Here is a 23,414-nt window from a genome sequence, read left to right as displayed (position 1 = left end):
GGCCCGGACAGCCGCCTCGAAGGAGGTCCAGTTCAGTGACCAGCCAGGTCAGCAGGACAACGGAACAGGCCGATGGAACCGTCGTGGGAGAGCAGCGCAAGCCGGGCGGGGTGAAAGACGTCCGGCGCCTGAATCGGGTGATCATCCGGTTCGCGGGGGACTCGGGTGACGGTATGCAGCTCACCGGCGACCGGTTCACGTCGGAGACCGCATCCTTCGGCAACGATCTTTCGACTCTTCCGAATTTCCCGGCCGAGATCCGGGCCCCCGCAGGCACTCTGCCGGGGGTTTCGTCTTTTCAGCTGCATTTCGCCGACCACGACATCCTCACCCCGGGCGACGCGCCGAACGTCCTGGTCGCGATGAACCCGGCGGCGTTCAAAGCCAACATCGGGGATCTCCCGCGCGGCGCGGAGATCATCGTCAACACGGACGAGTTCACCAAACGGGCGATGCAGAAGGTCGGCTACGACACCTCGCCCCTGGAGGACGGGTCGCTCGACGGGTACAGCCTGCACCCGGTGCCGCTGACCACCCTGACCGTGGAGGCCCTGAAGGAATTCGACCTCACCCGCAAGGAGGCCGAGCGCAGCAAGAACATGTTCGCGCTCGGCCTCTTGTCGTGGATGTACCACCGGCCGACGGAGGGCACGGAACGCTTCCTGAAGCAGAAGTTCGCCCGGAAGCCCGAGGTCATGAACGCCAACCTGGCGGCCTTCCGCGCGGGCTGGAATTTCGGCGAGACGACCGAGGACTTCGCGGTCTCCTACGAGATCGCGCCGGCGACCACCGCGTTCCCGGTGGGCACCTACCGCAACATCTCCGGGAACCTGGCCCTGGCCTACGGCCTGGTCACCGCGTCCCGGCAGGCCGATCTGCCGCTGTTCCTGGGCTCGTACCCGATCACCCCGGCCTCCGACATCCTGCACGAACTGTCCAAGCACAAGAACTTCGGCGTGCGGACCTTCCAGGCCGAGGACGAGATCGCGGGCATCGGCGCGGCACTGGGCGCGGCCTTCGGCGGTTCGCTCGCGGTGACGACGACGTCGGGTCCGGGTGTCGCCCTCAAGAGTGAGACGGTCGGGCTGGCCGTCTCGCTGGAGCTGCCGCTGCTGGTCGTCGACATCCAGCGGGGCGGGCCGTCCACGGGTCTGCCGACCAAGACCGAGCAGGCGGACCTGCTGCAGGCGATGTACGGCCGCAACGGCGAGGCCCCCGTCCCGGTGATCGCCCCGCGTACCCCGGCCGACTGCTTCGACGCCGCCCTGGAGGCGGCCCGGATCGCCCTGACGTACCGGACCCCCGTGATGCTGCTGTCGGACGGCTACCTGGCCAACGGCAGCGAACCCTGGCGGATCCCGGAGCTGGAGGAGCTGCCCGACCTGCGGGTGCAGTTCGCCCAGGGGCCGAACCACACCCTTCCGGACGGCAGCGAGGTCTTCTGGCCGTACAAACGCGACCCGCAGACCCTCGCCCGGCCGTGGGCCATCCCCGGCACGCCCGGCCTCGAGCACCGCATCGGCGGCATCGAGAAGCAGGACGGCTCGGGCAACATCTCCTACGACCCCGCCAACCACGACTTCATGGTCCGCACCCGGCAGGCCAAGATCGACGGCATCGACGTCCCCGACATCGAGGTCGACGACCCGGACGGCGCGCACACCCTGGTGCTGGGCTGGGGGTCTACGTACGGGCCGATCACTGCGGCGGTACGGCGGCTGCGCCGGGACGGCGAGGCGATCGCGCAGGCGCATCTGCGCCACCTCAACCCCTTCCCGAGGAACCTCGGCACCGTCCTGGCCGGGTACGACAAGGTCGTGATCCCCGAGATGAACCTCGGTCAGCTCGCCACCCTCATCCGGGCGAAGTACCTGGTGGACGCGCATTCGTACAACCAGGTCAACGGAATGCCGTTCAAGGCCGAGCAGCTCGCCACGGCGCTCAAGGAGGCCATCCATGACTGACACCGCCGACGGACTGCTCCAGCTCGTGCCCAAGGCCGAGGCCAAACAGTCCATGAAGGACTTCAAGACCGACCAGGAAGTCCGCTGGTGCCCCGGCTGCGGCGACTACGCGATCCTGGCCGCCGTACAGGGGTTCATGCCGGAACTCGGGCTGGCGAAGGAGAACATCGTCTTCGTCTCCGGGATCGGCTGCTCGTCCCGTTTCCCGTACTACATGAACACCTACGGGATGCACTCCATCCACGGCCGCGCCCCCGCCATCGCCACCGGGCTGGCCACCAGCCGGCGCGACCTGTCGGTGTGGGTCGTCACCGGTGACGGCGACGCGCTGTCCATCGGCGGCAACCATCTGATCCACGCCCTGCGCCGCAACGTCAACCTGAAGATCCTCCTCTTCAACAACCGCATCTACGGGTTGACGAAAGGCCAGTACTCACCGACCTCCGAAGTCGGGAAAATCACCAAGTCGACACCGATGGGTTCGCTGGACGCCCCGTTCAACCCGGTGTCCCTGGCGATCGGCGCCGAGGCGTCCTTCGTCGCCCGCACCATCGACTCCGACCGCAAGCACCTGACCGAGGTGCTGCGCGCGGCCGCCGCCCACCCGGGCACGGCCCTGATCGAGATCTACCAGAACTGCAACATCTTCAACGACGGCGCCTTCGACACCCTCAAGGACCGGCAGTCGGCCCAGGAGGCGGTGATCCGCCTGGAGCACGGGCAGCCCGTCCGCTTCGGCACGGACGGCGCGCGCGGCGTCGTACGCGACCGGGCGACCGGTGATCTGACGGTGGTCGACGTGACCGCGGACAACGAGTCCGAGCTTCTCGTCCACGACGCCCACTCCCCCTCCCCGACCACGGCGTTCGCCCTGTCCCGGCTGGCCGACCCCGACACCCTGCACAACACGCCCATCGGCGTCTTCCGCGCGGTGGAACGGCCGGTCTACGACACCCAGATGTCCGAACAGCTGGACACGGCCGTCGAACAGCACGGCAAGGGCGACCTCGCGGCACTACTGGCCGGCGGGGACACCTGGTCGGTCGTGGGCTGACCCCGGCCCGGCAGCGGCGAGCGGGGCCCGGACACCACGTCCGGGCCCCGCTTCACGTTCCTGGGGCCCTTCTCGCCTTCAGGCGCGCTTCGCCTCGTCGTACGCCTCCCGGGCCCGTTCCACGTCCGGCATCCGCCGCTCGGTCCACAGCGCCAACTCCCGTACCTGCCGGGCGGCCTCTCGGCCCAGGTCGGTGAGGGAGTAGTCGACGCGGGGCGGGATGACCGGCTGGGCGTCGCGGTGGACGAGTCCGTCGCGTTCGAGGGTCTGGAGGGTCTGGGTCAGCATCTTCTCGCTGACCCGGCCGATCGCGCGGCGCAGTTCGCTGAAGCGGTAGGGGCGGTCGAGCAGCTGGATCAGGACCAGGACGCCCCAGCGGCTGGTGACGTGCTCCAGGACCAGGCGGTACGGGCACATCGCCTCGCCGACGACGTACTTGTCGTACTTGGCGCGCTGCTCGGCCGAGATCGCGGGCGTGTCGGGGTACTCCTCGACCTCATGGGTACTTACTGGCATGCAAGTACCTTACTTCAAAGTGGGTACTTTCTTCTGGTTAGCGCACCTCCTAGGGTTAGTGGCAACGGAACCCCACAAGGAGATCGCAGACCATGAGCATCGTTGTCACCGGAGCCACCGGACACCTCGGCCGTCACGTCGTGACACAGCTGCTGGAGAAGGTCCCCGCCGAGCAGATCACCGCCGTCGTGCGCGACGAGGCCAAGGCCGCCGACTTCGCCGCCAAGGGCGTGAAGATCGCCGTCGCGAACTACAACGCCCCCGAGACCTTCGACGGCGTCTTCGCCGCCGGCGACAAGGTGCTGCTGATCTCCGGCAACGAGTTCGACAAGGGCCGCCCCGCCCAGCACCAGGTCGTCATCGACGCCGCCAAGGCGGCCGGCGTGGCCCTGCTGGCGTACACCAGCGCCCCGGGCAGCCTGACGGCCTCGCTGGTGGACGACCACCGCGCCACCGAGAAGGTGCTGCTCGCCTCCGGCCTGCCGTACACCCTGCTGCGCAACGGCTGGTACCACGAGAACTACACCGAGAACCTCGCGCCGGTCCTGGAGCACAACGCCGTCGTCGCGGCCGCCGGCGAGGGCCGGGTCTCCTCGGCCTCCCGTGCCGACTACGCGGCCGCCGCGGTCGCCGTGCTGACCGGTGAGGGCCACGAGAACCAGACGTACGAGCTGGGCGGCGACACCGCCTGGAGCTTCGCCGAGTACGCGGCCGAGATCGCGAAGCAGACCGGCAAGGACATCGCCTACAACTCCGTGCCCGCCGAGACGCTCAAGGGCATCCTGACCGGCTCCGGCATGCAGGAGCCGTTCGCCGGGATCCTGGTCGGCGTCGACGTGTCGATCGCCAAGGGCGAACTGGTCGTCGACTCCGGCGACCTCTCCCGCCTGGCCGGCCGCCCGACCTCCCCGATCTCGGAGGCCATCGCCCTCGCGCTCAAGGGCTGACCTGGGCGGACGCCCCCACGCACGCCCTCACCCCGGCCTGTCATGACCGTATACCGATACGGCCATGACAGACCGGGGTTTCCGACGCTACCTTCGTCCAGATGTACTGATTCCGGGGACGAGGAGGGCCGGTGGCCGAGATATCGAAGGGCGAGCAGCGGGCAGGGCTGCTGAACGGCATCGCCGCCTACGGGATGTGGGGTCTGGTCCCCCTGTTCTGGCCGCTGCTGAAGCCCGCCGGGTCGGTGGAGATCCTGGCCCACCGGATGGTGTGGTCCCTGGCCTTCGTCGCCGTCGCGCTGGCCTTCGTACGACGCTGGGCCTGGGCCGGTGAGCTGCTGCGGCAGCCGCGCCGGCTGGCACTGGTGACGGTCGCCGCCGCCGTGATCACCGTCAACTGGGGCGTCTACATCTGGGCCGTGAACGCCGGTCACGTGGTCGAGGCCTCGCTCGGCTACTTCATCAACCCCCTGGTGACCATCGCCATGGGCGTGCTGCTGCTGAAGGAGCGGCTGCGCCCCGCGCAGTGGGCGGCGGTGGGCGTCGGCTTCACCGCCGTGGTCGTGCTGACCGTCGGCTACGGGCGGCCGCCGTGGATCTCCCTCGTCCTCGCCTTCTCCTTCGCCACCTACGGACTCGTCAAGAAGAAGGTCAACCTCGGCGGCGTCGAGTCACTCGCGGCGGAGACCGCGATCCAGTTCCTGCCCGCGCTCGGCTATCTGCTGTGGCTGGTCGCCCACGGCGAGTCCAGCTTCGTCGACGACGGCGCCGGGCACGCGGCCCTGCTCGCCTCCACCGGCATCGTCACCGCCGTCCCCCTGGTCTGCTTCGGCGCCGCCGCGATCCGCGTCCCGCTCTCCACGCTCGGCCTGCTGCAGTACCTCGCGCCGGTCTTCCAGTTCCTGCTCGGCATCGTCTATTTCCACGAGGCCATGCCCGCCGAGCGCTGGGCCGGCTTCGCCCTCGTCTGGCTCGCCCTCGCCCTGCTCACCTGGGACGCGCTGCGCACCGCCCACCGGGCCGCGCGGGCGCTCGCCGCGGCCCCCGTACCACGACCCGCGGCGCCGGCCGCCGAGACTCCCGCAACTCCGGTGTGAGGCCTGCGGGCGTCGGCTATAAGTGGGCGACATGACGCAGACGCCCGCACCCCTGCACTGGAAGCTCGTCATCGACGCCCGCGACCCGCACGCCCAGGCCGACTTCTGGGCCGCCGCGCTGCACTACGAGGCCGAGGACAACAGCGCGTTCGTCGAACACCTGCTGGAGCTGGGCGCCCTGCCCGGCGCGGCCACCGTGGAGTACCACGGCCGTGCCGCCTTCCGTGACCTGATCGCCGTACGGCACCCGGACGATCCCTACGACGAGGAGCGCGGGACCGGGCTGGGACGGCGGCTGCTGTTCCAGCGGGTGCCGGAGACGAAGTCCGGCAAGAACCGGCTCCACGTCGACCTGCACGCCGGGGAAGGGAAGCGGGCGGAAGAGGTGGCGCGACTGGAGGCGCTGGGCGCGACGGTGCTGCGGCATGTGTCCGAGCCGGCCGGCGCGTGGACGGTGATGGCCGACCCGGAGGGCAACGAGTTCTGCGTGCAGTGAGGTCCTGCGGCGACGGGGGTGTGTGGCGTGCGGTGACGCCGCTCAGGCGTTCTCGGCCGCGCGGCGGGCGCGATCCGTGAGGCGGGTCATCCGGGCCCGGGCCGATTCGAGTTCGTCCAGGTCGCCGGCGGCCGGGCCGTCCTCGGTGGTGAGCTGTGTCCACAGGGCGATCAGGTCGTGGCCGAGGCGCAGCCCGTGCTCCGGGTCGCGCACCGCGCGCCAGGCGGTGGCCGCGCTCCGCACGTTCCCGTACGCCCCCTCCCCGTCCCGCGCCTGCCGGCGCTGCCGGGCCAGGTCGAGGGAGAGGTGGAAGGCGCGCAGCGGGTCGCCCGCCAGGTAGGCGATGTACGCGGTCAGTTCGCCCAGGTGCAGCACCTCGGTGTGGCTGCCGCCGAGGGCCGCGGAGGCCTCGGCGACGGTGCGCTCCGCCAGTTCGGCCGCCACTTCGATACGGCCCGCCCGGACCGCCTCGTTGATCCGCGCCATCGGCTCGGTGAGCAGCGCGGCCCCCTCCACCGTCACGGTCACGGGCTCGTCCCCGAGCACCTCCTCGGCGACGGCGTCGAACCCGCGGGCGGGGGTCGGCCCGGGGTCGGGGTCGAGGACGCGGAAGGATTCCGGAGCTGTGTGCGGGTCGGTGAGTGGTTCCGTGCGTGATGCGGTGCGCGGTTCGATGCGTGCTTCCGTGCGCTGTTCGGTACGTGCTTCCGTGCGCGGGGCCGGGGCGTTCCGGGGGGCGGTCCAGGGTGCCGTGGGGGGTCCGGGGACGGCTTGTGCGGGTACGACGGCCGGCTGGGCGGGAGTCCCGCCCATGGCGGGCGGTGGGCCGAACACCCCGGTCGGTGGCAGGACCGTGCCCGGCGCCGGCGGTTGCGGCACCGCCTGGGGCGGGAAGGCCGGCGCCGGTGTCGCCTGCGCGGCCGCCGGCTCGTCGACGGGTCGCAGGAGATGGGTCGGCCTGTCACGGCGGGGCTGCTCCGGCGGCGCCACGGGCGGGGCCGTGCGCGGTTCCGCGGGCGGAGCCATGTGCGGTTCCGCGGACGGGGCCATGCGTACCGGCTCGCCGGCGAAGCTGCTGGCGCCGTCCAGGTTCACCTGGAGGCGGACGACGTATCCGATGCGGGTGTCGTGGACGGTGGCGAGGACGGGACGGCCGGTGGCTCGGGCAAGGCGCTGGAGGTGGTTGAGGACCGCCTGCTGGGGCTCCTCGCCCGGCGCCGGGAACAGCGGTACGCCGTCCACGGTCGCGGCGCCGCCCGTCACACGGACCTCGACCGGTTCCGCCGGCTCGCCGGTCTGCTGAGCTTCCCGCTTCGTCTCGTTCGTCTCGCGGCTGAGTCGGGACATCGGCCCTCATTCCCCCGGCGTCACCGTCCGGTCGTACCCGTGCGTACGGTCAAGTCTGGCCGCTCGCCTCCGCTCGCGCGTCACCACGACGTCACAGCCTCGCATCAGGAAGGGGGTCGCCGGGTGTCCGGCCCCTGGCCACTCGGCCCCCAGGCGGAGACCCTGGCCAACTTGAATGCGCACACATAAGATGCACACGCCTCTATTTGCTGTACGCCACTTTCCCGGGGGACCTCATGACTCGCCGTTTCCTGTTCGTGCTGGGCAGCTCGCGCCTCGATGGCAACACGGAACTCCTGGCGCGCCGCGCGGCCGAACAACTGCCCGACGACGTCGAACAGCAGTGGATCAGCCTGGCCGACCATCCGCTGCCGGACTTCGTGGACCTGCGGCGCGACAGCGACCATGTGCGCGCCCCGCTCCACACCAACGCCGGTCTGCTGCTCGACGCCACCCTCGCGGCGACGGACATCGTGATCGCCTCGCCGGTCTACTGGTACTCGGTGTCCGGCCTCACCAAGCGCTACCTGGACTACTGGTCGGGCTGGCTGCGCACTCCCGGTGTCGACTTCAAGGCGACCCTGGCGGGGCGCACCCTGTGGGGGGTGGCCGTGCTGGCGGACCGCGAGCCGTCGGTCGCCGATCCGTACGCCGGGCTGCTCCACAACTCGGCCGCCTACCTCGGCATGCGCTTCGGCGGGGTGCTGCTCGGCAACGGCAGCGGGCGCGGCGACGTCCTCAAGGACACCGAGGCGCTGGCGCGGGCCAAGGAGTTCTTCGCCGGGGAGGCACCCCTGGCCCGCTTCCCCCACGAGTCCGTGTGAGCACGCCAGGGGTCGGGTGAGGCCCTGCGCCCCGCTACGCGGTGATGTCCTTCGTCGAGAACCGCGCCCAGGCCGCCGAACCGAACACCGCCGCGTACAGGGCCTGCAGCTCCAGGTTCTTGACCAGGTCGTCCCAGTAGACGGGGTCGCGCATCAGGTCGGCGAAGGACAGCCAGTAGTGGGAGAAGAAGTACGGCTGGAGCGCGTGCAGCTGGGGTATCTGGTCGAGGATCTGGACGGTGATCAGCAGACCGACGGTGGTCGCCATCGCCGCGATGCCGCTGTTGGTCAGCGTGGACACGAACAGGCCGAGAGCGGCTATGCCGGTCAGGGAGGCCGCCACCACCAGGGCGATCAGCAGGGCGCGGCCCAGGCCCTCGGTGAAGGAGATCTGGGTGCCCGAGATGGTCGTCAGGTCGCCGAGCGGGAAGAGGAGCGCGCCGACGGCGAGGGCCGAGGTGGCCACCACCAGGGTGGCCAGCAGGCAGAAGGCCATCGTCGTCGCGTACTTGGTGAGCAGGAGACGGGTGCGGCCGGCCGGAGCGACCAGCAGATAACGCAGGGTGCCCGCGTTGGCCTCGCCGGCGATCGCGTCGCCGGCCACCACGCCGACGGCCATCGGCAGGAAGAACGGGAGGGTCGCGGCCAGGGCCGTGAACACCAGGAACAGTCCGTTGTTGGTGATCTGCGAGATGAACGCCGGGCCCTCGCCGCCGCCCCGGCCGACCTGCCCGTCGCCGCTCGTCTCGATCTTCACGGAGATGCCGACCAGCACCGGCACCGCCGCCAGCACGCCCAGCAGCGCGAGGGTGCGCCAGCGCCGGAGGGTGGTGACCAGCTCGCTGCGCAGCAGACCGAGGGTCCACAGCGGGCGGGGCCGTACGACCGTTCCCTCCGCCTCTTCCACGACCACCGCGTCAGCCCGCGACATCGAAGCCCTCCCCGGTCAGCGCCACGAACGCGTCCTCCAGCGAGGCCCGTTCGAGGGTGAAGCCGCGCACGCGGACGCCCGCCGCGACCAGTGCCGCGTTCACCTCGGCGAGATCGCGCTCGGGCGGTTCGCCGGTCACCCGGTCCTCGGCGACGACGACGTCCGCGACGCCCTGTTCCTTGAGCACCCGGGCCGCCTCCCCGGTGTCCGGGGTGGTCACCGCCAGCCGGCCGCGTGCCCCGGCCGCCAGGTCGGCGACCGCGCCCTGGGTGATCAGCCGGCCCTGGGCCATGACGGCCGCGTGGGTGCAGACCTGCTCGATCTCGTCGAGGAGGTGGGAGGAGAGGAAGACGGTCGTGCCGTCCCCGGCCAGCTCCCGCACCAGGGAGCGGATCTCCCGCATGCCCTGCGGATCGAGGCCGTTGGTGGGCTCGTCCAGGACGAGCAGTCTGCGGGGCTGCAGCAGCGCGGCGGCCAGACCGAGGCGCTGCTTCATGCCGAGGGAGTAGGCCTTGGCCTTCTTGGCGGCGGCGGCCGTCAGGCCCACCCGGTCCAGTGCGGCCTCGACGCGGGCGCGCCGGGTGCGCGGGTCGGCGGTCGGGTCGGCGGAGTCGTACCGGAGCAGGTTGTCGCGGCCTGAGAGGAAGCCGTACAGCGCCGGGCCCTCGATGAGGGCGCCGACGTGCGGCAGGACGGCGCGGGAGGCCCGGGGCATCGGGTGGCCCAGGACGCGGGCCGTACCCGAGGTGGGCGCGATCAGGCCCATCAGCATGCGGATGGTGGTGGTCTTGCCGGAGCCGTTCGGACCGAGGAAGCCGAAGACGCTGCCCGCCGGGACGGTCAGGTCGAGACCGTCCACGGCGAGCTGTCCGCCGCCGTAGCGCTTGGTGAGACCACGGGTGTCGATGACGCTTTCGCTCGCCGGGACGCCGTCCCCCGCGTCTCCCGAGTCCCCCGGGTCTCCCGGGTCATCCGATTCCCCCGGGCTCCCCGAGTTCTCCGACTCCCGCTCCGTGGCGGACGGTTGGTCCATCGGCTCCCTCGATTCGTCCTGCGGCGACGGGTACGCACGGTACCCGCGCCGCCTGTACTACCCCGCGTCGGCCGCCTTCACCAGGGCCGCCTTGTCCACGGCGCCGACGTAGACCTTGCCGTCGTCCGTGATCAGGGCGTTGATCAGGCGGGTGGAGAAGACCGTGCCCTTGCCGAACTTGCCGGAGACCGGGTCGCCGAGCGAGCCGAGGAAGCCGCTCAGGTCACCGCTGCCGGAGGCGGAGCCGGTGGGCAGGCCGCCCTTGCTGCCGGTGTCGAGGACGGCTATGGAGTTCCAGCCCTTGCCGAGGACGTCGAAGCCCTCCTTCTCCAGGCCCTTCGCGGAGCCGTGGTCGGGCGCCTCGGAGGCCGTGCCGCCCTGGTCCCGTCCGTCGGCCTTGCCGCCCTTGCCTGTCTCGTCGCCCTCGGTGACCTTCGCCCCCTTGGGCGGGGTGAAGTCGAACGTCGAGGCGGCCGGCTTCGCGAAGCTGACCTGGGTGTAGCCGGCGTCGACGACGGCCGCGCCGCCGCTCGACGGGGTGAGCGTGAACTTGAGCGGGGTGCCGGTCTTGGCGTCCACCGCGATGCTGATCGCGCCGACCGTCGTACCGGACTGCTTGGGCTTGACGACCAGGCGGTAGGCGTCGCGGCCGGCCACCTGGGCGGTGCCGTCGACCGTGACCGACGTGGTGTCGTCGACCGACTTGAGGACCTCGTCGGCGAAGTCCTTGGGCGTGGCCGGGGTTTCGTGCTGCTCGGCCTTGCCGGAGTCGGCGGCGGTGGAGTGGTAGACCTCGTTGGACTTGCTGTCGTAGCCCCACACGTCCGTGCCGTTGTGGATGAGGCTGTACTCGGCGCCGCTCTCCAGCAGCGACACCTTCTGCTTCTCGGGGCCGTCGGCGGCGACGCGCAGCGTGTGCGTGCCGGAGGCCAGCTCGGTGAGCTTGGTGGTCGGGTCGGCGGACGAGCCGTCGCCGCTGCCCTGCGTCGCCCCGGACAGCAGGCTGCTCTCGAGACCGCCGAGGTCGGGCAGGCCGAGGTCGGTGCTGATCTTCACGGTGCCGGACAGCTGCTGCACGTCCGACTTGGCGATCTTGTTGATGAGTTCCTGTGCGGTGATCTTCGGCAGATTCGGGTCACCGGAGTCGGCGAGTGCCGGGACCAGGCCGATCGTGGCCGCGGCCACGCCCATCACCGCAACCGGGACGACGTACCGTGCGGCCTTGCGCCGGCGCTCGGCGCGCAGCTCGTCGTCGTCCTGCGCGGTCCCCGTGCTGTCGTCGGATTCGTACGGTGCCATGTGTGCCTTACCTCCGTCGTCGGCGGCGGCCGTCCTCGCACGTGTCCCACCCTGAGCCGCCATTCTCACCCGAATCGGTGAGTGGTGGTGATTTCCGTGGTTTCCATCTCACCAAATCGGGGGCCGGGAAGCGTCAGACCCGGGAGCCAACTCCGCGTACTCCTGCGGTATGACACAAGGGTGGAGGCGCCTGCGCCGACCCGTAGGGGTCGTGTGGCGAAGGCGCCTCCGGTTCCGCTTGCGCGGTGCGCTCAGTCGTGCGCTCGGGGTGTGTTCAGGGGCCTGTTCGGCCGTGTGCTCAGTGGTGCTGCACGAACACGTAGTCCGCCTGGTAGGGGACGCCGACGACGGCGCCCGGGGCGCAGGTGCCGACCGGGGCGACGCCGCCGACGGTGTTCAGGCGCAGGATCTCGCCGGTGTGCGCGAGCAGTCCGTGCTTCTTGCCGGACCGGGTGGCCTTGAGGTCGAGCTCGGGGACGTTGCCGTCGCCGTTGGGTGTCTTGGTCACGACGGCCCCGGTGACCGCGCTGCCGTCGGGCGCGACCCACTGCGGGGTGCCGGAGTCGGGTGCGACGAAGGAGTGCCGGATGCCGCCGCCGAGCTTGGCGCTGACGTCGCGCTGGGCGAAGGCGTAGCTGCCGTCGGCGGCCGGCTTGCACTCGTAGATCTGCTTGCCGGTGACGACGGAGGCCTGGAAGCCGCCGCTCCTGAGGTGGGAGACGGTGCTGACGGCGTGCAGCTGGCCACGGACGGCCCCGCCGGGGAACCGGGCGGTGTGCAGGTTGGCGTAGAAGGCGCCGGGGTCGGTGGTGAGCTGCTTGAGCAGCGCCTTGTCGGTGACCTTGACGCTTCCGGTGACGCTGTGGCCCCTGGTCTTCTTCAGCAGCTTCCCGAAGTCGATCTTCACGCCGCCGTTGGTGCCCTTGGCGCCCTGGTGGATGTGCAGGTCGGTCGGCCTGCCGGTGCCGCGCCAGGTCACGGCGACGGTCACCTTGTCCCCCTTGACCTGGATGAACTCCAAGGCTGCACCGTCCTTGTCCCCGACGGCGGGCCCACCGGCGACGGGTACCTCGCTGGCGCCGCGCAGACTGGCGACGAGGACGACGGAGTCGGTGGTGTGGTGGCTGGTGGCGGCTGCCGGGACGGCGGCACCACCCAAAGCGGTCACGGTGACGGCGGCGGCGGCGAGAGTCCTGCGACGCGTTGCGTTGATGACCATGATTCCGTTTTCTCCCCCTGTGTCAGCCGACGCCCCCTGCGTCGGCTTCTGGGGAGGGGTACGGAACCGATCTGGTATTGGACTCAGTCCAGCTATGTGACGTGCGTCACAGACATATCCGCCGAGTCCGGGCCCTCACGGGTCGGGCGGGCAGTGGACCGGTACCAGCCGGACCGGCACCAGGCCGGCCCGCGGTGTCAGCCGGCCCGGTGCACCACCGCGTCGCACAGCTCCAGGAGGGCCGCCTTCGCGTCGCACTCCGGCAGCGGGGCCAGCGCGGCCCGCGCCTCCTCCGCGTACCGGACCGTGTCCCGGCGCGCCTGCTCCAGCGCCGGATGCACCCGCAGCGCCGCCAGGGCCTCCGCGAGCCGCACGTCGTCCGTGAGGTCGGAGTCCAGCAGCTCGCACAGCGCGACGTCCTCGGCGAGCGCCAGGCGTGCCGCCCGCTCCCGCAGCCGAAGCACCGGCAGAGTGGGGACGCCCTCGCGGAGGTCGGTCCCCGGGGTCTTGCCGGACTCGTGGGAGTCGGAGGCGATGTCCAGGACGTCGTCGGCGAGCTGGAAGGCGACGCCGAGCCGTTCGCCGTACTGGGTGAGGACGTCCACGACCGTCTCGTCGGCGCCGGACAGCATCGCGCCGAAGCGGCAGGAGACCGCGACCAGCGAGCCGGTCTTGCCGCTGAGCACGTCGAGGTAGTGGTCGACCGGGTCGCGGCCGTCCGTCGGGCCTGCCGTCTCGAGGATCTGGCCGGTCACCAGCCGCTCGAACGCGAGGGCCTGGACGCGCACCGCCTCGGGACCGAGATCGGCGAGGATCTGGGAGGCGCGCGCGAAGAGGAAGTCACCGGTGAGAACGGCGAGCGAGTTGCCCCAGCGGGTGTTGGCGCTGTCGACACCGCGCCGCACGGACGCCTCGTCCATGACGTCGTCGTGGTACAGGGTGGCCAGGTGGGTCAGCTCGACGACCACGGCCGACGGCACGACACCCGGCGCGTACGGGTCGCCGAACTGCGCGGCGAGCATCACCAGCAGCGGGCGGAACCGCTTTCCGCCCGCGCGCACGAGGTGCTGCGCGGCCTCCGTGATGAAGGGGACCTCACTTTTGGTGGCCTCTAGCAAGCCCTCCTCGACAGCCGTCAATCCGGCCTGGACATCGGCTTCCAGAGCCTGGTCCCGCACGCTCAGCCCGAACGGCCCGACGGTCACGAGGGGTCTCCTGTCTGCTGGTGTCCACTGGCGATTACACGGTTTGTCGATAGGTCGCTGCCATCACTCAAGTCAGCGTATCCGGTCAGGTTTCGATCACCGAGGGCGCCCACCGTTACACCCCGGGCGCTATCGGATCACGACCGGTATGTTTTTGATCAGCCGATACGATCTGACATCCACTGACTTAACAGGAAGTGCCGACAGTTGTCCCGAACCGCGGCATAGGCCGTGTCCCTGGCCGGCACCGCCGGGTCCGGGTCCGGCGACAGAGCCCCGCCGGGGAACCACCGCGCCTTCTCCGGTCGACATCACCTGCCCGGGGGTACCCCTTCCGCCACCGGCCGAAGCCGACGGGGGCACATCATGCCCGCCTGGACACCCTCGCGCGTCCACAAGATCACCCGCGAGGACCTCCGCCCTCCCGGACCCGCGGACCATCGCCCCCACGCGCGCGTGGCACCCGCCGACCGCAACGAGCGGACACCCCCGCACGGACGACACCGACGCCATCTTCGGCACCTCCCAGCACCGCGGACAATTCACCATGACAACGACCGGCCACGCGGCGGGGGTTCCGCCTCACGACGGACACGCACGCACCGAAGGGGACCGGCCCGCCATCCGGGATGACGTGACCAGGATCACGCACCCGTCGACAGCAGCCCCTCCTGCCATCAGTCGCGAGCAACAGGGGCGGATCGGGGGCAGTGGGAGTCGTCGGCGCCAACCGCTCGGCCATGCGCCCGGAGTGGCACGTGCGGTGGAGGCGCACGCGATCGATGACCCTTCTATCACCATTCGCACTTAAAGTCCGAAATAATCGGCAATATAAAAAGTCGGACTACATGCGAAATCACCCGTGACGTGGGTCACTTTCCCCGCCCCTAAAGGGGCATTGTGCGCGAATGGCAATGGGTGCACTTTCCGCCCGACCCAGAGAGGAGCGGATTCCAGGAAATCCCTCATGTCCGATTTGACTCGATTGCGGTTTCGTGAAGTAGGTCACGCGGGTCCGAATGCCGCATACCCCGTAAGGCGACCCTTCCTTCCCGTTCCCTGCGGGCGAGTTGAGGCTTGGCAACCGCAAAGGATCAAGCAGCACATACGTCACAGATCAAGGTCAATCAGTTCTTTATGTGAATCTGACACTTGTTCCGGACATGTGCTCTCGCATACGTTCCCGCTCGCCGGGCGGACGCCGAATCCTGCCGCCGCCCGTCGTGACCCATTGACGAGTCCATTCGCACGGCAGGAGCGGGGGAACCAGGTAAGCCGCCGGACCGGGCGACCGACGTGATCGATGTGATCGACGGACGTCGTACCGGAACGGCTAGGGGTGAAGTCGCCTCGCCTTAGGGCGGTGCGGCCGGGCACTCCCCGGGCCCGAACCCGACAGCTCACCTCGCAGGCGACGGAGAGGAACTTCGCCATGTCTGCTGCCGCCCAGAACCGCCGCCCCCGCCGCAACCGCATCGTCCGCACGCTCGCCGTCGTCGGCACCGGCGCCGCCGTACTCGCCCTCCCGCTCATCGGGGCGACCACCGCCTCGGCTGCCGTCGCCTCCACCACCACCGCCACGACGCCCTCGACGACCCTCGCCGGGTACCCGAACAACCTCGACGGCTGGATCCGGGAGTCGCTCGCGATCATGGCGGAGAAGCACATCCCGGGCACCTACAACGGCATCTACCGCAACGTGATCCGCGAGTCCTCCGGCAACCCGCAGGCCATCAACCTCTGGGACTCCAACGCGGCCAAGGGCATTCCCTCCAAGGGCCTGCTCCAGGTGATCGACCCGACGTTCAAGACCTACCACGTGGACGGCACGTCGTTCGACATCTACGACCCGGTCGCGAACATCACCGCCGCCTGCAACTACGCCGCCGCGCGGTACGGCTCGATCGACAACGTCCACGGCGCCTACTGATCACCGACGTTTGGGACGGCCCGAGTCGCTCAATGGCGCACAACGGCCTTACGGGAACAGTCTTTCGAGGGCGACGGCGATGCCGTCGTCCTCGTTCGACAAGGTGATCTCGTCGGCCACCGCCTTGAGTTCGGGGTGGGCGTTGGCCATCGCCACCCCGTAGGCCGCCCAGTCGAACATGGGGATGTCGTTGGGCATGTCCCCGAAGGCGATGGCCTGTTCGGGGCGCAGCCCCAGATGGTCGGCGGCCAGCGCCAGCCCGGTCGCCTTGGTCACCCCGCACGGCTGGAGTTCGACGGTTCCCGGCCCCGACATGGTGACCGTGGCGAGCGACCCGACCACCGCGCGGGCGGTCGCCGCCAGCTCGTCGTCGGACAGGGTGTGGTGGCGCAGCAGCACCTTGCTGATGGGCGCGCACCACAGGTCGTCGCGCCGGCCCACGCGCAGCGCCGGCAGCGTGGGGTGGGGCATCAGATAGCCCGGTTCGATGAGCGTGAGCCCGTCCACGCCGTCCTGGTCGACCGCCGCGTACACCTGGCCGACCTCGGCCTCGATCTTGCCGAGCGCGGTCTCCGCCAGCTCCCGGTCCAGGGTGACCGACCACAGCAGACGCTGCGCACCGGCGTCGTACACCTGCGCGCCCTGACCGCAGACCGCGAGTCCCGTGCTGCCGAGGTCGTCGAGGAGCGGGCGCACTCTCGGCGCGGGGCGGCCGGTCACCACGAGGTGCCGGGCGCCGGCCCGGCCGGTCCGCGCGAGCGCGGCGAGCGACCGGTCCGAGAGGGTGTCGTCGGCGCGCAGCAGCGTGCCGTCCAGGTCGGTGGCGATCAGTGAGTACGGGAGGGGTGCGACCATGATCAGAGAATACGGACAGCACGGCCCTGAGACTCACTGTGCGTTTCGGCCTCAAGTGGCGGCCGCCGCCTCCGTGATGGGGTCGTTGTCAGTGGGGCCCGTTACGTTTGTGGTGAGGTGACCGCACCGGTCGGACGGGGACGGGTGTGGTGAAAGACGCCCGGCGGCTCGGACTCCGGTTCGACGGGGACGGCGGTGGCGCCGAACTGGACGCCGGGACATGTCTGTTGGCGCCGCCGCAGGTCAGGCGTGGGCTGCCGCGAGGTGCTTGGCCAGGCGCGGCGAGGCGAACTCCGTGCCGCACACGAACCGCATCACCGGGCCGTACGACGCCGCCGCGGGCAGGCCGGTGAAGTACAGGCCGCGCACCGAGGAGACGTATCCGGCGCCGAGTCTCGGGGCGCCGCGGCTGACCGCGACGCGGGTGCGCAGTTCGGGGCCGAGGAAGTCCAGCGCGGCGACGTCCACGCGGTAGCCGGTGGCGGCGATGACGTGGTCGGCGGCGAGGCGGTCGGTACGGCCGTCGTGGGTGCGGACGGTGAGGACCGGGGCGCCGTCGGAGATGTCGGCGCCGGTGACCGCGGCGACCTCGCGGACCTGGACCTTCCCCTCGAAGCGGTCGCGCAGCCACCAGGCGCCGAGCGGGCCGAGGACCCGGCGGACCAGGTAGTGGCGGACCTGCGCCGGGAGGTAGCGGTAGGGGTGCGGGTAGTAGCTGAGCGCCCACAGGGACCAGGCCCGGCCGAACGGGGACTCCGGGCGCAGCTTCGGCTGGTCCCAGGGCGGCGCGCCGAAGGCGACCCTGCCGTGCCCGCGGGAGACCACCCGGACCTGGGCGCCCGCCTCGGCCGCCAGGGCGGCCGTCTCCAGCGCGGACTGCCCGGCGCCGACGACGATCAGCTCCTTGCCGGAGAAGCGGGTCAGGTCGTGGTGCCGTGAGCTGTGCGAGACCGGTCCCGCCGGTCCGTCCGCCGCCGCTTTCGCGAGCTCCGCCGGGACACGGGCGAGCCCGGACAGCCCGGTGGCGACGACGACCGCCCGGGCCGTGAACAACTCTCCCGAGTCCAGCTTCAGTTCGAAGCCGTCCGACCGGTGTCGGTCCACGGAGACCACTCGCACCCGCTCCAGCTCGGGCACCAGCTTCTGCTGGAACCACTCGCCGTAGCCGATGAAGGTCTCCACCGGGATGATGTCCTCGTCGGTCACCAGCCTGCGGATACCGGCCGCGTCGCAGTAGTCGGCGAGGGTGTGGCCGCGCTGCGGGCAGTCGAGGTTGGAGGCGGCGGGCGTCGACTTCAGGAGCATGCCCTCGGGCATGTGGTCGCGCCAGCTGACCATGGGGTCGCCGAAGACCCGGACGGGGATGCCGCGCGCCCGCAGATGGGCGGCGGTGGACAGGCCGAAGGGCCCGGCACCTATGACTGCTACCGGCTGGATCACGAAGTCCCTCCCCAGGAACGTGGTGCCTACTTCGTGGAGGTGCTGGAGCCGCGGCGGTTGGTGCGCCACAGCTGATAGAGGTGCTTCGCGCCCGGGCGGACGAAGCGGGCGAGCATCGTGACGAACGGCAGCGGGTCGTCACCCGCGAGCCAGGCCAGCTCGGTCCCGCTCGGCTTCTCGGGCGCGTGCGGCGTCGTATAGCCGCTGCGGCGGTAGGCGAGGAGGGCGGGCAGGTCGATGTTCTCCACGACGTACCGGTGGCCGGCGCGCTGTTCCCCCTCCGGAACGCGGCGTCCGGTCAGGTCCAGGTGCATCGCGCGGACCACGTCCACCCCCGACTCGCTCTCGAAGAGCCGGAACTGGGCGCCCATGCGCGGGTTGAAGTCGAGCAGTTTGTACTGCCCGTCGCGCCGGTCGAAGCGCAGGTCGAGGTCGATGACGCCGGTGAAGCCGATCTGTTTGATGAAACGCGCGGCGAGGTCGGCGAGTTCCGGGTTGTCGACGACGTACGCGTTCGCGGTCATGCCCGCGTGCGGCGGCCAGGAGCGGACCTTGACGCCGGTGAACAACGCGCGCGGGGTGGAATCGGCGTCGAAGTAGGCGTGCACGATCCAGTCCTCGGCCTCCTCCCTCGGCAGGTACTCCTGGAGGATGACACCCGGATGGGTGCCCCAGTCACGGGCGAGCGTGAGCAGTCCCTCGCGGGTGGGAATCCGCGTCGTGCCGTTGACAGCGGGCTGTTTCCGCCGGACGAACGCCTCACGGTTCTTGGCGACGATCGGGAAGCGGGCCTTCTCCGCGAAGTCGACGATCTCCTCGTACGACTGCGGGAAGGCGGCCGTCGGACTGGGGATGCCGTGTTCCACGCAGAGTTCGTGCAGGCCCTGCTTGCTGGCTAGCCGACGGGGCAGTGCGCGATCCACGCGCGGGAAGAGGAAACGGTCGCCGAGCGCGTCCTGGTGCTCGGCGATCAGGACGGCGGCCTCCTCGTCGGTGGGGATCAGCACGGTCGGACGGCCGATACGGCGGCCGATGCGCAGCAGTCCCTCGACGAGGTGCTCCGGTTCCTCGGCGCCTGTTGTCGGCCATACGAAAGCCCGTTTGAGATAACGGGAGGAGGCCGCCGGTGTGTACGGGTCCTCCGTTATCGCGTACATGGGAACGCCCAGGCGGCCCAGGCTGCGGATCGCGCCGACCCCGCCGTGATGCAGCGGATAGTCGCCGAATTTGACGATCAGGCCGGGCACGTCACGGTCCGCCTCGAACGGCACGCTGACGGCATTCCTGGCCACGGGTCCCCCCACGTGTCCCCCCTACGGACCGGACCCACCCCGTCCGTGTCCCCCAAAGGACGCTAAGCCGGAATTGACCCCTCCGACAAGGCTTATCCGGACATTGCGAACTCTTTAGACACTGCCAAGACGGCCAACTCACCCGTAACGTGTGGCGCGACCACATGGAATGCCGCGCAACGCCATAGTGACGTCGCCACATGGTCGGCCCCGCGCGGCACGGATGAGAGCGAGGCAGCCACCCCATGCCCCCCTTGCCCCCCTTCGAGGTCCCCGAGGGTGACCCCTTCGGCTCGCACAACCTTCCGTATGGCGTGTTCTCGACCCCCGAGAGCACCGAACGGAGGGTTGGCGTCCGCCTCGGCGACCACGTCCTCGACGCCGGCGCCGCGGCCCTCGCCCTCGGTTCCCCGTACGCCTCCCTGCTCGCCCGCCCGACCCTCAACCCGCTGCTCGCCACGGGCCGCACCACCTGGTCGGACGTGCGGCGCGCCCTGACCGCCTGGGTGACGGTGCCCGCCCACCGCGAGGTGCTCGAACCCCTCTTCCACCCGCTGTCGTCGGTGACCCTGCACCTCCCCTTCGAGGTCGCCGACTACGTGGACTTCTACGCCTCCGAGAACCACGCCCGCAACGCCGGCCGCATCTTCCGCCCCGACGCCCCCGAACCGCTCACCCCCAACTGGAAGCACCTGCCGATCGGTTACCACGGCCGCGCGGGCACGGTCGTGGTGTCGGGCACGGACGTCGTACGGCCGTCGGGCCAGCGCAAGGCGCCATCGGACCCCGCACCCGTGTTCGGCCCGTCGGTGCGGCTGGACATCGAGGCCGAGGTCGGCTTCGTCGTCGGCACGCCGTCGGAGCAGGGGAAGCCGGTGGTGCTGGGCGACTTCCGGGAGCACGTGTTCGGCCTGTGCCTGCTGAACGACTGGTCCGCACGCGACCTCCAGGCGTGGGAGTACGTCCCGCTCGGCCCGTTCCTCGGCAAGTCGTTCGCCACCTCCGTCGCGGCGTGGATCACCCCGCTGGAGGCGCTGGAGGACGCGCGGATCGACCCGCCGCGACGCACGCATCCACTGCTGCCGTACCTCGACGACTCCATGGAGGAGCCCGCCGGTTACGACCTGCGGATGTCGGTAGCGATCAACGGGCAGGTGGTGTCCGAGCCGCCGTTCTCCACCATGTACTGGACCGCCGCCCAGCAACTCGCCCATCTGACCGTCAACGGCGCCTCGCTGCGCACCGGCGACCTCTACGGCTCCGGCACGGTGAGCGGTGCGGAACCCGGGCAGCTCGGGTCGCTGCTGGAACTCACCTGGAACGGGCGCGACCCACTCGAACTCCTGGAAGGGAAGCGGACGTACCTGGAGGACGGCGACGTGGTGACGCTGTCGGCGTGGGCACCGGGGCCGGGCGGCGCCCGGGTGGGACTCGGGGAGGTCGGCGGGCGGATCGTGGCGGGGTGAGAGACGGCTGCGGCGCGATGCGCTGCGGCGGAGACGGGTGGGAGGCATCCGCGGGCGAGGCGGACCCGGAGGCGGTACGGCCGGTGTCGCGGGAGCGGTGACCTGGGAGCCCCGGGGTGCGGCGAGGAGGGCGCCCGGATCGTCGTCGACACCTGACTCGGGGCGCCCCGCACCGTCATACTGACGGGACACGCACCATGCGATGCGCCCGCACGCGCACCATGCGAAGCGGCGGCGTACACGGGACGTGACGCGCCGGCGCACGCACTCTGTCGCGCAACGGCGCATCACCCCCGTACCGCCCCTTCACCCGCACGTCTCTCCGATCAGAAAACGGAGCCCCGGCATGACCGTCTGCCTGCTCCTGCTGAGCGCTGTCGCTCTGACGGCCGCGGTGCCGGTGCCGCGCGCGCTGGTGCGGGCTCCGTGGCCGGAACGGGAACCGGTGGTCGCGCTGTGGGTGTGGCAGTGCCTGGTCGCCACCGTGCTGATGTGCTGCCTGGCCGCGCTCGTCCTGGGCGCGGCGGCCGTCTTCCACACCGTGCGCGACCGGGTGTTCGCGCCGGCGCCACCGGCGGTCACCGCCGCGTACGACCTCTCCGTCGCGCCCCTGTGGGCGGTCGCTCTCACCGTGCTGCTGGCGTGCGGGGCGGCGTGGACCACGGCGATGCTCGCCCGCGAGTGGGTCGAGGCCCGGCGGCGACGCGACCGGACCCGCGCCCACCTGCGCGAGCGGGCACCGGAACTGCCGGCGGGGCTGCCCGCGGCGCGCGGGCCGATGCTGGTGCTGGAGGACGAGTACCCGGACGCCTGGTGGATGCCGGGCCATCCACCGCAACTGGTGGTGACGACGGGGGCGCTGCACCGCCTCACCGACCACCAGCTCGACGCCGTACTCACCCACGAGCGAGGTCACGCCCGCGCCCACCACGACTGGCTGCTCCACCTGTCCAGCGCACTGGCCACGGGCTTCCCGCGCGTGCCGCTCTTCTCCCACTTCTGCGACCAGACCCACCGGCTCGTCGAACTCGCCGCGGACGACACGGCGTCCCGCCGCTGCGGCCACCTCACGACCGCGCTGGCCCTGATCGAACTGAACCAGCACCGCGGCGTCCTGTCCTGCGCGTCGAGCCGCCGGCTGCTCGGCGAGCGGGTCGACCGGCTGCTGGAACCGCCGCCGCGGCTGCTGCGCCACCAGCGCGCCCTGACGACGACGGTGGCGGCACTGGTGCCCCTGCTGCCGCTGCTGATCACGTTCGCGCCAGGGCTGACGGCGCTCGGCTAGGACCCGGGACGCAAACCGGCGCCCTGGTGGCAGATCTTCCTCGCACAAGCCGAAAACCGCAGCTCAATGACGTGTCCGACAGGGCCTCAGGTGGCGCAACAATCCCGCAACACCCCGTTCCCTACCACATAGGTATGGTTCGAGCCATGCCAGCCACCGACCGCATCCGAGACCACCCCGGTCAGGGCGCCGCCACCACGGTCGCCGCCCACCGGACGCGTCGCCGGCTGCGTGCGGACCAGGCCCGGCAGCTCGCCGACCTCCTGCGCCACCAGATCCTCACCGACGCGTTCCCGGACGGCCCCCTTCCTCACGAGACCACCCTCGCCACCGACTACCGCGTCTCCCGCAACACCGTCCGCCAGGCCCTGGACCTGCTGCGGGCGGAAGGGCTGGTGGACCGGCTGCCCGGCGTGGGCACCGTGGTCGTCGCCCGGAAATACCCGCACGGGCTCGACCGCCTGATGGGCCTCGCGGAAACCCTCCGCGAACACGGCCAGGTCACCAACGAGGTCCGCACCATGGGCCCCGCCCCGGCACCCACCCCCGTCGCCGAACGCCTCCGCGTCCCACCCGGCGCCGACGTCCTCTACATCGAACGCCTGCGCCGCCTGAACGGCCTCCCCCTCTCCCTCGACCTCACCTACATCCCCCTCGACATCGGCACCGCCCTGCTCGGCGCCGACCTGGAGAACAACGACGTCTTCAGGCTCCTCGAGTCGATCACCGGCCGGCCCCTGGGCCATGCCGAGATCACCCTGGAGGCGGTGAACGCGGACGCCCACTCCGCCGCCGTACTCCAAGCTCCGCGCGGCGCGGCCGTCCTCATGCTGGAACGGCTCACCCACCTCGCCGACGGCCGCCCCGTCGACCTGGAGTTCATCCGCTTCCGCGGCGACCGCATCACCATGAGCGGCCTCCTGCACCGCTCCCTCTGACCCTCCCGCCCCTCCGCCTGACCCGTTTCCTGGAGACAGCCATGCCCTTGGCGCCCCAGCGGGCCGACGTGCCCGTGACCATCGACGAGTCGAAGTGCATCGACGGCTGCACCCTCTGCGTGGACATGTGCCCGCTGGACTCCCTCGCCATCGACGAGAGCAACGGCAAGGCCTACATGCACGTCGACGAGTGCTGGTACTGCGGCCCGTGCGCGGCCCGCTGTCCCACCGGAGCCGTGACGGTCAACATGCCCTATCTGCTCCGGTGAGAGGCCC

21 protein-coding genes and 1 riboswitch are annotated in these 23,414 nt (G+C 70.8%); of the genes, 11 read left to right on the top strand and 10 right to left on the bottom strand.

The window, feature by feature from the left end; translation table 11 throughout:
- The first annotated feature begins 35 nt into the window (after positions 1-35).
- Together ACFZDK_RS01140 and ACFZDK_RS01135 are read left to right on the top strand one after the other, a co-directional pair.
- Positions 36-1,964: a 2-oxoacid:acceptor oxidoreductase subunit alpha gene (locus ACFZDK_RS01140; RefSeq protein ID WP_390968572.1), complete on the top strand. Its 1,929-nt coding sequence runs from the start codon at positions 36-38 to the stop codon at positions 1,962-1,964.
- Positions 1,957-3,018 carry a thiamine pyrophosphate-dependent enzyme gene (locus tag ACFZDK_RS01135; protein WP_390968570.1) on the top strand — a complete coding sequence of 354 codons (1,062 nt, stop codon included), beginning with the start codon at positions 1,957-1,959 and terminating at the stop codon, positions 3,016-3,018. Before ACFZDK_RS01140 ends, ACFZDK_RS01135 begins: the two co-directional genes overlap by 8 nt.
- Positions 3,019-3,096: 78 nt before the next feature.
- Here ACFZDK_RS01135 and ACFZDK_RS01130 read toward each other — a convergent pair whose 3' ends face one another.
- Positions 3,097-3,435, bottom strand: a complete 339-nt coding sequence (locus tag ACFZDK_RS01130) for a winged helix-turn-helix transcriptional regulator (RefSeq protein ID WP_390970035.1) — start codon at positions 3,433-3,435, stop codon at positions 3,097-3,099.
- Between the two features lie 191 nt (positions 3,436-3,626).
- Between ACFZDK_RS01130 and ACFZDK_RS01125 the strand changes: the two genes are divergently transcribed.
- The 3 genes from ACFZDK_RS01125 (at position 3,627) to ACFZDK_RS01115 (ending at position 6,074) form a co-directional block, all read left to right on the top strand.
- Positions 3,627-4,481, top strand: coding sequence for an NAD(P)H-binding protein (locus ACFZDK_RS01125; protein ID WP_390968568.1), 855 nt, complete (start codon positions 3,627-3,629; stop codon positions 4,479-4,481).
- A 131-nt stretch (positions 4,482-4,612) separates the two neighbouring features.
- Entirely contained in the window at positions 4,613-5,578 is a 966-nt protein-coding gene (rarD, locus tag ACFZDK_RS01120) for an EamA family transporter RarD (RefSeq protein ID WP_390968566.1), read from the top strand.
- 31 nt (positions 5,579-5,609) lie between these two features.
- Positions 5,610-6,074 (top strand): VOC family protein, encoded by a 465-nt coding sequence (locus ACFZDK_RS01115; RefSeq protein ID WP_390968564.1) that lies wholly within the window; start codon positions 5,610-5,612, stop codon positions 6,072-6,074.
- Positions 6,075-6,116: 42 nt separating this feature from the next.
- On the opposite strand, the gene ACFZDK_RS01110 is transcribed toward ACFZDK_RS01115, so the two are convergent.
- Positions 6,117-7,421 (bottom strand): tetratricopeptide repeat protein, encoded by a 1,305-nt coding sequence (locus ACFZDK_RS01110; protein WP_390968562.1) that lies wholly within the window; start codon positions 7,419-7,421, stop codon positions 6,117-6,119.
- A 236-nt stretch (positions 7,422-7,657) separates the two neighbouring features.
- On the opposite strand from ACFZDK_RS01110, the gene ACFZDK_RS01105 reads away from it, so the two are divergent.
- Positions 7,658-8,245 (top strand): NAD(P)H-dependent oxidoreductase, encoded by a 588-nt coding sequence (locus ACFZDK_RS01105; RefSeq protein WP_390968560.1) that lies wholly within the window; start codon positions 7,658-7,660, stop codon positions 8,243-8,245.
- Between the two features lie 34 nt (positions 8,246-8,279).
- Here ACFZDK_RS01105 and ACFZDK_RS01100 read toward each other — a convergent pair whose 3' ends face one another.
- The 5 genes from ACFZDK_RS01100 to ACFZDK_RS01080 all read right to left on the bottom strand — a co-directional run bounded on the left by ACFZDK_RS01100 (position 8,280) and on the right by ACFZDK_RS01080 (position 13,932).
- Entirely contained in the window at positions 8,280-9,176 is an 897-nt protein-coding gene (locus ACFZDK_RS01100) for an ABC transporter permease subunit (RefSeq protein WP_390968558.1), read from the bottom strand.
- Positions 9,163-10,209: an ATP-binding cassette domain-containing protein gene (locus ACFZDK_RS01095; protein ID WP_390968556.1), complete on the bottom strand. Its 1,047-nt coding sequence runs from the start codon at positions 10,207-10,209 to the stop codon at positions 9,163-9,165. Before ACFZDK_RS01095 ends, ACFZDK_RS01100 begins: the two co-directional genes overlap by 14 nt.
- Before the next feature lie 57 nt (positions 10,210-10,266).
- Positions 10,267-11,508 carry an outer membrane lipoprotein carrier protein LolA gene (locus tag ACFZDK_RS01090; protein WP_390968555.1) on the bottom strand — a complete coding sequence of 414 codons (1,242 nt, stop codon included), beginning with the start codon at positions 11,506-11,508 and terminating at the stop codon, positions 10,267-10,269.
- A gap of 298 nt (positions 11,509-11,806) precedes the next feature.
- Positions 11,807-12,727 (bottom strand): CHRD domain-containing protein, encoded by a 921-nt coding sequence (locus tag ACFZDK_RS01085; RefSeq protein WP_390968553.1) that lies wholly within the window; start codon positions 12,725-12,727, stop codon positions 11,807-11,809.
- Between the two features lie 197 nt (positions 12,728-12,924).
- Positions 12,925-13,932: a polyprenyl synthetase family protein gene (locus ACFZDK_RS01080; RefSeq protein WP_390968551.1), complete on the bottom strand. Its 1,008-nt coding sequence runs from the start codon at positions 13,930-13,932 to the stop codon at positions 12,925-12,927.
- Between the two features lie 1,222 nt (positions 13,933-15,154).
- Positions 15,155-15,359, top strand: a riboswitch (cyclic di-AMP (ydaO/yuaA leader).
- A gap of 5 nt (positions 15,360-15,364) precedes the next feature.
- On the opposite strand from ACFZDK_RS01080, the gene ACFZDK_RS01075 reads away from it, so the two are divergent.
- Positions 15,365-15,862, top strand: coding sequence for a transglycosylase SLT domain-containing protein (locus tag ACFZDK_RS01075; protein WP_390968549.1), 498 nt, complete (start codon positions 15,365-15,367; stop codon positions 15,860-15,862).
- A gap of 48 nt (positions 15,863-15,910) precedes the next feature.
- Here ACFZDK_RS01075 and ACFZDK_RS01070 read toward each other — a convergent pair whose 3' ends face one another.
- The 3 genes from ACFZDK_RS01070 to ACFZDK_RS01060 form a co-directional block, all read right to left on the bottom strand.
- Positions 15,911-16,717 (bottom strand): Cof-type HAD-IIB family hydrolase, encoded by an 807-nt coding sequence (locus tag ACFZDK_RS01070; protein ID WP_390968547.1) that lies wholly within the window; start codon positions 16,715-16,717, stop codon positions 15,911-15,913.
- Positions 16,718-16,960: 243 nt separating this feature from the next.
- On the bottom strand, positions 16,961-18,157 hold the full coding sequence (locus ACFZDK_RS01065; RefSeq protein ID WP_390968545.1) for an FAD-dependent oxidoreductase: 1,197 nt from the start codon (positions 18,155-18,157) through the stop codon (positions 16,961-16,963).
- 26 nt (positions 18,158-18,183) lie between these two features.
- Positions 18,184-19,428 carry an ATP-grasp domain-containing protein gene (locus tag ACFZDK_RS01060; protein WP_390970033.1) on the bottom strand — a complete coding sequence of 415 codons (1,245 nt, stop codon included), beginning with the start codon at positions 19,426-19,428 and terminating at the stop codon, positions 18,184-18,186.
- Positions 19,429-19,703: 275 nt separating this feature from the next.
- Here ACFZDK_RS01060 and fahA point away from each other — a divergent pair, with 275 nt between their 5' ends.
- The 4 genes from fahA to ACFZDK_RS01040 all read left to right on the top strand — a co-directional run bounded on the left by fahA (position 19,704) and on the right by ACFZDK_RS01040 (position 23,407).
- A complete protein-coding gene (fahA, locus tag ACFZDK_RS01055) occupies positions 19,704-20,915 on the top strand; it encodes a fumarylacetoacetase (protein WP_390970032.1) in 1,212 nt (403 codons plus the stop codon).
- Between the two features lie 346 nt (positions 20,916-21,261).
- Positions 21,262-22,200: a M48 family metalloprotease gene (locus ACFZDK_RS01050; protein ID WP_390968543.1), complete on the top strand. Its 939-nt coding sequence runs from the start codon at positions 21,262-21,264 to the stop codon at positions 22,198-22,200.
- A gap of 146 nt (positions 22,201-22,346) precedes the next feature.
- Positions 22,347-23,138, top strand: coding sequence for a UTRA domain-containing protein (locus tag ACFZDK_RS01045; RefSeq protein ID WP_390968541.1), 792 nt, complete (start codon positions 22,347-22,349; stop codon positions 23,136-23,138).
- A gap of 41 nt (positions 23,139-23,179) precedes the next feature.
- The gene (locus tag ACFZDK_RS01040; protein ID WP_010986276.1) at positions 23,180-23,407 is read left to right on the top strand and encodes a ferredoxin family protein; all 228 of its coding nucleotides are present in this window, start codon (positions 23,180-23,182) and stop codon (positions 23,405-23,407) included.
- Positions 23,408-23,414 lie beyond the last annotated feature (7 nt).

It is taken from the genome of Streptomyces sp. NPDC007901 (assembly GCF_042959465.1).
GTDB lineage: Bacteria > Actinomycetota > Actinomycetes > Streptomycetales > Streptomycetaceae > Streptomyces.
The sequence above is the reverse complement of the archived record's forward strand: the minus strand, read 5'-3'. Positions and strand labels throughout refer to the sequence as shown.

Coding starts and splice junctions, on each gene's coding strand:
- ACFZDK_RS01135 (WP_390968570.1), top strand. CDS start 1,957: ATGACTGACACCGCCGACGGACTGCTCCAGCTCGTGCCCAAGGCCGAG.
- ACFZDK_RS01090 (WP_390968555.1), bottom strand. CDS start 11,508: ATGGCACCGTACGAATCCGACGACAGCACGGGGACCGCGCAGGACGAC.
- ACFZDK_RS01070 (WP_390968547.1), bottom strand. CDS start 16,717: ATGGTCGCACCCCTCCCGTACTCACTGATCGCCACCGACCTGGACGGC.
- ACFZDK_RS01040 (WP_010986276.1), top strand. CDS start 23,180: ATGCCCTTGGCGCCCCAGCGGGCCGACGTGCCCGTGACCATCGACGAG.
- ACFZDK_RS01130 (WP_390970035.1), bottom strand. CDS start 3,435: ATGTGCCCGTACCGCCTGGTCCTGGAGCACGTCACCAGCCGCTGGGGC.
- ACFZDK_RS01095 (WP_390968556.1), bottom strand. CDS start 10,209: ATGGACCAACCGTCCGCCACGGAGCGGGAGTCGGAGAACTCGGGGAGC.
- ACFZDK_RS01110 (WP_390968562.1), bottom strand. CDS start 7,421: ATGTCCCGACTCAGCCGCGAGACGAACGAGACGAAGCGGGAAGCTCAG.
- ACFZDK_RS01050 (WP_390968543.1), top strand. CDS start 21,262: ATGACCGTCTGCCTGCTCCTGCTGAGCGCTGTCGCTCTGACGGCCGCG.
- ACFZDK_RS01075 (WP_390968549.1), top strand. CDS start 15,365: ATGTCTGCTGCCGCCCAGAACCGCCGCCCCCGCCGCAACCGCATCGTC.
- ACFZDK_RS01105 (WP_390968560.1), top strand. CDS start 7,658: ATGACTCGCCGTTTCCTGTTCGTGCTGGGCAGCTCGCGCCTCGATGGC.
- ACFZDK_RS01045 (WP_390968541.1), top strand. CDS start 22,347: ATGCCAGCCACCGACCGCATCCGAGACCACCCCGGTCAGGGCGCCGCC.
- ACFZDK_RS01125 (WP_390968568.1), top strand. CDS start 3,627: ATGAGCATCGTTGTCACCGGAGCCACCGGACACCTCGGCCGTCACGTC.
- ACFZDK_RS01100 (WP_390968558.1), bottom strand. CDS start 9,176: ATGTCGCGGGCTGACGCGGTGGTCGTGGAAGAGGCGGAGGGAACGGTC.
- ACFZDK_RS01115 (WP_390968564.1), top strand. CDS start 5,610: ATGACGCAGACGCCCGCACCCCTGCACTGGAAGCTCGTCATCGACGCC.
- ACFZDK_RS01085 (WP_390968553.1), bottom strand. CDS start 12,727: ATGGTCATCAACGCAACGCGTCGCAGGACTCTCGCCGCCGCCGCCGTC.